The 5,154-nt window shown below is 70.9% G+C and carries 7 protein-coding genes; 4 read left to right on the forward strand and 3 right to left on the reverse strand.

Features of this window, described 5'->3' with window-relative positions; all coding sequences use genetic code 11:
* The coding region (locus KBX39_RS22475) for a hypothetical protein (protein ID WP_210872372.1) at positions 1-676 on the reverse strand (676 nt) is incomplete at its 3' end.
* A gap of 328 nt (positions 677-1,004) precedes the next feature.
* Between KBX39_RS22475 and KBX39_RS22480 the strand changes: the two genes are divergently transcribed.
* Positions 1,005-1,490, forward strand: coding sequence for a CarD family transcriptional regulator (locus KBX39_RS22480; protein WP_007073334.1), 486 nt, complete (start codon positions 1,005-1,007; stop codon positions 1,488-1,490).
* Between the two features lie 53 nt (positions 1,491-1,543).
* Positions 1,544-2,239: a 2-C-methyl-D-erythritol 4-phosphate cytidylyltransferase gene (gene ispD, locus KBX39_RS22485; protein ID WP_210872374.1), complete on the forward strand. Its 696-nt coding sequence runs from the start codon at positions 1,544-1,546 to the stop codon at positions 2,237-2,239.
* An 8-nt stretch (positions 2,240-2,247) separates the two neighbouring features.
* Here the strand turns inward: ispD and KBX39_RS22490 are convergent, their stop codons facing one another.
* On the reverse strand, positions 2,248-3,354 hold the full coding sequence (locus KBX39_RS22490) for a hypothetical protein (RefSeq protein ID WP_210872376.1): 1,107 nt from the start codon (positions 3,352-3,354) through the stop codon (positions 2,248-2,250).
* A 163-nt stretch (positions 3,355-3,517) separates the two neighbouring features.
* On the opposite strand from KBX39_RS22490, the gene ispF reads away from it, so the two are divergent.
* A complete protein-coding gene (ispF, locus tag KBX39_RS22495; RefSeq protein WP_069089199.1) occupies positions 3,518-4,000 on the forward strand; it encodes a 2-C-methyl-D-erythritol 2,4-cyclodiphosphate synthase in 483 nt (160 codons plus the stop codon).
* A 38-nt stretch (positions 4,001-4,038) separates the two neighbouring features.
* Here ispF and KBX39_RS22500 read toward each other — a convergent pair whose 3' ends face one another.
* The gene (locus KBX39_RS22500) at positions 4,039-4,569 is read right to left on the reverse strand and encodes a hypothetical protein (RefSeq protein ID WP_210872378.1); all 531 of its coding nucleotides are present in this window, start codon (positions 4,567-4,569) and stop codon (positions 4,039-4,041) included.
* Between the two features lie 176 nt (positions 4,570-4,745).
* Between KBX39_RS22500 and KBX39_RS22505 the strand changes: the two genes are divergently transcribed.
* On the forward strand, positions 4,746-5,154 hold a 409-nt coding region (locus KBX39_RS22505), incomplete at its 3' end, for a winged helix-turn-helix domain-containing protein (RefSeq protein ID WP_210872380.1).

Consider the following 5,154-nt stretch of genomic DNA (forward strand, 5'->3'; position numbering starts at 1 on the left):
GGTCGGCCCGGTAGTCCGACAGCGGGCCCAGCTCCGGCACCACCCGCACCAGCGCGCCCTGCCGGTCCACCAGCAGCGCCGGGGCGATGCCGGGCTGGGCGGACAGGTGCAGGTAGGAGCGCAGCCCGCCGGCCGGGTCGCCGAGTGGGCGTACCCCCGGGACGCTCGCCGAGCCGGCCCGCCGGCCCGCGGTCACGGTGACCACCGTGACGCCGGGCGGGGCGGCTCCGGCCGCCGCGGTGACCTGCTCGGCGCAGGCGCAGGCGTCGGTCAGGATGATCATGGCGGGCAGCATGCTGCGCAGCGGCACCGGCACGTCGTCTGCGCCGACCAGGTCCAGCGCGGGAAGCGGGCCGACCGGTTGCGGCGCTGCGCCGCCGCCGTGGGGGAGCACTGTCGGTGCGCCGGACCGGGTGGTGCGTGGCCAGGTGACCGCCGCGAGGCCGGCGAGTGTGATCAGCACCGATACGAGCAGGATCAGCGCCGGTAGTCCGAGGCGGAGCGAGCCGGTGCGCCGGCCGGCGGCCGTTCGTGCCCGCCGTAGCTCCCGGCGGACCTGCCGGGCCTCGTCGGCGAGCGCCGAGGCGTCGTCCGGGACGACCACGCGGCCCCACTCCGGGGGCAGGCCGGGGAGCCCGTCCGGCGGCCCCTGGCCGTCAGCGTCAGGCACGCCCATCGGACCCCCAGGAACGTCTCGGTGAGCGGACGTCGCGTCCTCTCCCAGCGTCCCGCACCGGCCGCCGTAACGCCACACCTGGGCGCGGACGGACTTGCGGAGCTACCATGGAAGGAGCGCATTGCCCTAGATCTGGACGCTCCCGTCACCCCTTACCGGGTTGTCACGTGATCCTCACGGAGCGTGTCGAAACCATCGGTTTGGCCGCCTGTCAAGCTGAAGAAATACCTCTCACAGGGCCCCTGAGCTGCGCCAACGGTCAGGACAGCGGTGAGACATCGGTGCCTGAGCGTGTTACCCTAGACACAGCGAAAGGGGTTTCGAACCTATGGTTTTCAGTGTCGGCGAGACCGTTGTTTACCCCCACCACGGGGCCGCACTCATCGAGGCAATCGAGACTCGGGTCATCAAGGGCGAGCCCAAGCAATACCTCGTCCTGAGGGTCGCACAGGGTGACCTGACGGTCCGGGTTCCCGCCGAGAACGCCGAGATCGTGGGTGTGCGCGAGGTGGTTGGCGAAGAGGGCCTGGGCAAGGTCTTCGACGTGCTCCGTGCACCACACACCGAGGAGCCGACCAACTGGTCGCGGCGTTACAAGGCGAATCTGGAGAAGCTGGCCTCCGGTAACCCGCTGAAGGTGGCCGAGGTCGTCCGCGACCTGTGGCGCCGGGAGCGGGAGCGGGGCCTGTCGGCGGGCGAGAAGCGGATGCTCGCCAAGGCTCGTGACATTCTCGTCGGCGAGGTCGCGCTGGCCGAGAAGAGCACCAAGGACGAGGCCGAGACGCTGCTCGACAAGGTGCTGACCGAGGCCTGATCCACACCTCTGCCTCTACCCACCCCGCAGCGAACGAATCCGAGGACCGCGACGTGACCGCGCAGCTCAATCCGCGCGGTGACGTCGCGGTCCTCGTTCCTGCGGCCGGTGCCGGCGTACGCCTCGGACCCGGCGCCCCCAAGGCGCTCCGCCCGCTCGCCGGTGAACCACTGCTCGTGCACGCCGTCCGCCGGGTCGCCGCCGCGCCCTCTGTGCACACGATCGTGGTGGCCGCACCGGCCACCGAGGTCGAGGCGGTACGCGCGATGCTGGCGCCCGTGGCGCCGGTGACAGTGGTGCCCGGTGGCGCCGAGCGTCAGGCGTCGGTGGCGGCGGCTCTCGCAGCGGTACCCGCCGGTCCGGAGATCGTCCTGGTGCACGACGCCGCCCGTGCGCTCACCCCGCCGGGCCTGGTCGAGTCGGTGGCGGCGGCGGTCCGCGACGGGCACGACGCGGTGATCCCGGTGCTGCCGGTGGTCGACACCGTCAAGGAGGTCGACGCGGCCGAGCGGGTGCTCGGCACCGTCGACCGGTCCGCGTTGCGGGCGGTCCAGACGCCGCAGGGCTTCCGCCGCTCGGTGCTGCTCGCGGCCCACTCGTCGGCGGGTGACGCGCTCACCGACGACGCCGGGCTGGTCGAGAAGCAGGGGATCGCGGTCACCTGCGTACCCGGCTCCGAGCTGGCCCTGAAGATCACCCGCCCGTTCGACCTGTCCCTGGCCGAACACCTGCTGTCCACCGGCGTCTGACGTACTCCTCACAGGTCGGCGGTGGATCGAGCCCGGCGCAGGCGGTCTCGGACGACATACCGCTGACCCTGGGTGAAGGCGCTACCTCTGCCTCGGCTGTGATGCGGGATGGGCGTCGGTAGCGTCAGGTGGCCAGCCGAACCTGGCGCGGTGAGGCCGAATACCTGATAGCGCCCTTCGGTCCACCCCTGCTTGCGGCTGACCTCGATGATGTCGGCGAGGAGGGCGTCGCGCCGTTCGCCCGTCGCTCGGAGCCGGTTCACCTCACCGACTGTCCAATCGACGTTGTCGAGCCGAAAGAGAATCTTGGGCACCTCTGGAAGGATCTGGCGCTGAGAGTAGAAGGCCAGATGATCCACAGGTTGAAATGATCTGCCCGCCTGGCAGACGTACGCTCGCGTCGACTGATAGAGCCCCCATGCGTTCCTGGCGGGGACCACCACGGTGTCGTTGCGGGCGGCTGGGCGCAGTCGGTGCACCTCGGTCACCCGCTCGATCCTCCTGAGCCAGCGGGCGGCGTCCGGGTCCGCCCACGCGACGACATCGATCATCTGGCTGAGGCGGAACGGCACGTCGGTGGCGAGAAGCGAATCATGATGAGCCAGCCGATTGCGGAACACCCGGAGGGCATTCATGGCGCTGGCGACATCGTGGCGCTTGCCGGACGAGTAAGGGAAGGCGCGGTGCAGGGCCTCCCGCCAGAGTTGCTCGTGCTCCGAACCCAACATCGAGACCCAGAAGCCGAAGCTCAAGCCCGCGATGATTTGGTCGCGGGTTTCCTTCTGGGAGTGCTCTCGACGCAAGCGCGCGCGGACCTCGGAGACGTTTCGATCGATTCCATCCTGCACCTGGCGCTTACCGCTGACCGTCAGAAGGAACCATGGGATACCGCGGCCCGGCTCGTTGAGGTGCACCCTCATCTCCCGATCTATCGCGTTGCGGGTGACGACCTCGACGTAGTGGAACGCCTCGAACGACGCGCCCGTCAGGGCGACGCTCCACTCGTAAAGCTCACAGGCCTTGCTCTCGTCGCCACCGGCGGCAGCCAGATAGGGATGGAACCTGCCGAGGGAGATCCAGTGATGCACGGTTCGCGCATGGGGGTGTGGCGTCACGGACTGGATGCTAAGCGTGACGATCGCGGCGGATTGTCCGGCACGCCGACGGCAAGAAAGAGCCCCAGGCGCATGCGCGAGGCAGAGGCGACACTGGGGCGTACAGAAACCAAGCTAACCACAGCCCGGGCGGCCGTCAAGGCGCAGCGCGTACCCTCTGGTCATGATCGTTCCTCGGGTGGCCGTCGGCACCGACGTGCACGCGTTCGCGGCCGGGCGGCCCTGCTGGGTCGCGGGCCTGCACTGGCCGGACCAGGACGGCCTGGCCGGTCACTCCGACGCCGACGTGGCGGCGCACGCCGCCTGCAACGCGCTGCTCTCCGCCGCCGGCCTGGGTGACCTGGGCGCGAACTTCGGGGTGGACCAGCCGGAGTGGGCCGGTGCCTCCGGGGTGGCGCTGCTGACCGAGAGCGCGCGCCGGGTACGGGCGGCGGGCTTCCAGATCGGCAACGTGTCGGTGCAGGTCGTCGGCAACCGCCCCAAGATCGGGCCGCGCCGGGAGGAAGCGCAGCGGGTGCTCTCCGAGGCGGTCGGCGCGCCGGTGACCGTGTCCGCCGCCACCACCGACGGCCTCGGCTTCACCGGGCGTGGGGAAGGGCTGGCCGGGATCGCGGTGGCCCTGGTCTACGAGGCCCCGGCCGACTGACGCGGTGACCGGGGGACGCCGGTCACCGCGTCACCCGATCAGTCGACGTCGGTGCAGACGTTGTGGGTCGTGCCGTGGAGCATCGTGATGGTCTTGTCGTAGGTGGGAGAGAACTCCACCCGGAACTGGCCGTCGACGATCCACAGCCCCTTCGGCAGCGTGCCGGCGTTCTCCCGGAAGCCGAGCAGCACCGGCCCGGTCACGTACCAGGTCATCGAGCCGTCGGTGCGGTAGTCGACGAGCGAGGTGCCGCTCGCGTCGGCGGTGGACGTGGCGCCGGTCTCCAGGTTCGTCACCCGGTTGATCAGGGCGCCGGTGAACAGTTCCCGCTTCGGTGCGCCGTCCGGATACGTGGCGAGCGTCAACTTGCGCACCTCGTCCACGATCGGCTCCACGCGTACCGCGAACTCGCATCGCGCGCCGGCGGACAACTCGAATGGCGCCTGCGGGGCCGGCTCCCAGGCGCCGACGCCGTGGTGCCGGTCCGGCGCGGCGGTCGCCGAGCCGGGTAGCGCCGCGACAACCACTGCCACAACCGCCGCCACCGCGACGCTCATCCTGAAACGCATGTCCGCTCTCCATCTCGTCGGTGGTCAGGGCGGTCAGGATCGCCGGGCCGGCTCACCACGGGCTGACCGCACTGTGCGGAGCCGTTCCGAGCGGGCGGACCGGACGACCGGACGGCTGACCATGCGATCACCGCCGCACGGCAACCTCCGGCCCGGATCGACCGGTCCTGTTCGGTATGGAGTTCCGCCTGCTCGGGCCGTTCGAGGCCCGCCACGACGGTCGGCCGGTCGAGGTCGGCAGCCGACGCCAGGAGCGATGCCTGCTCGGGATGCTGCTGCTCGACGTGGGGCGCGTGGTGCCGACCGACCGCCTCATCGACCTGCTCTGGAACGGCCGGCCGCCGGCCGCCGCTCGGGGCGTGGTGCAGACGTACGTCGGGCGGCTGCGGGGCTCGCTCCACGCGTACGGAGTGCGGATCAGCACCCGGGGCGAGGGCTACGTGGTCGAGGAGGACAGGCACCGGGTCGACGTCGACGAGTTCGCCGAACTGGTCCGGAGTGCCGGGCGAGCCGCCGATCCCGCCGAGCGGGTGCGGTCGCTCGACCGGGCGCTGGCTCTCTGGCGCGGGCCGTTGCTCGCCGACG

The organism is Micromonospora sp. D75, from assembly GCF_018070405.1.
Taxonomy (GTDB): domain Bacteria; phylum Actinomycetota; class Actinomycetes; order Mycobacteriales; family Micromonosporaceae; genus Micromonospora; species Micromonospora chalcea.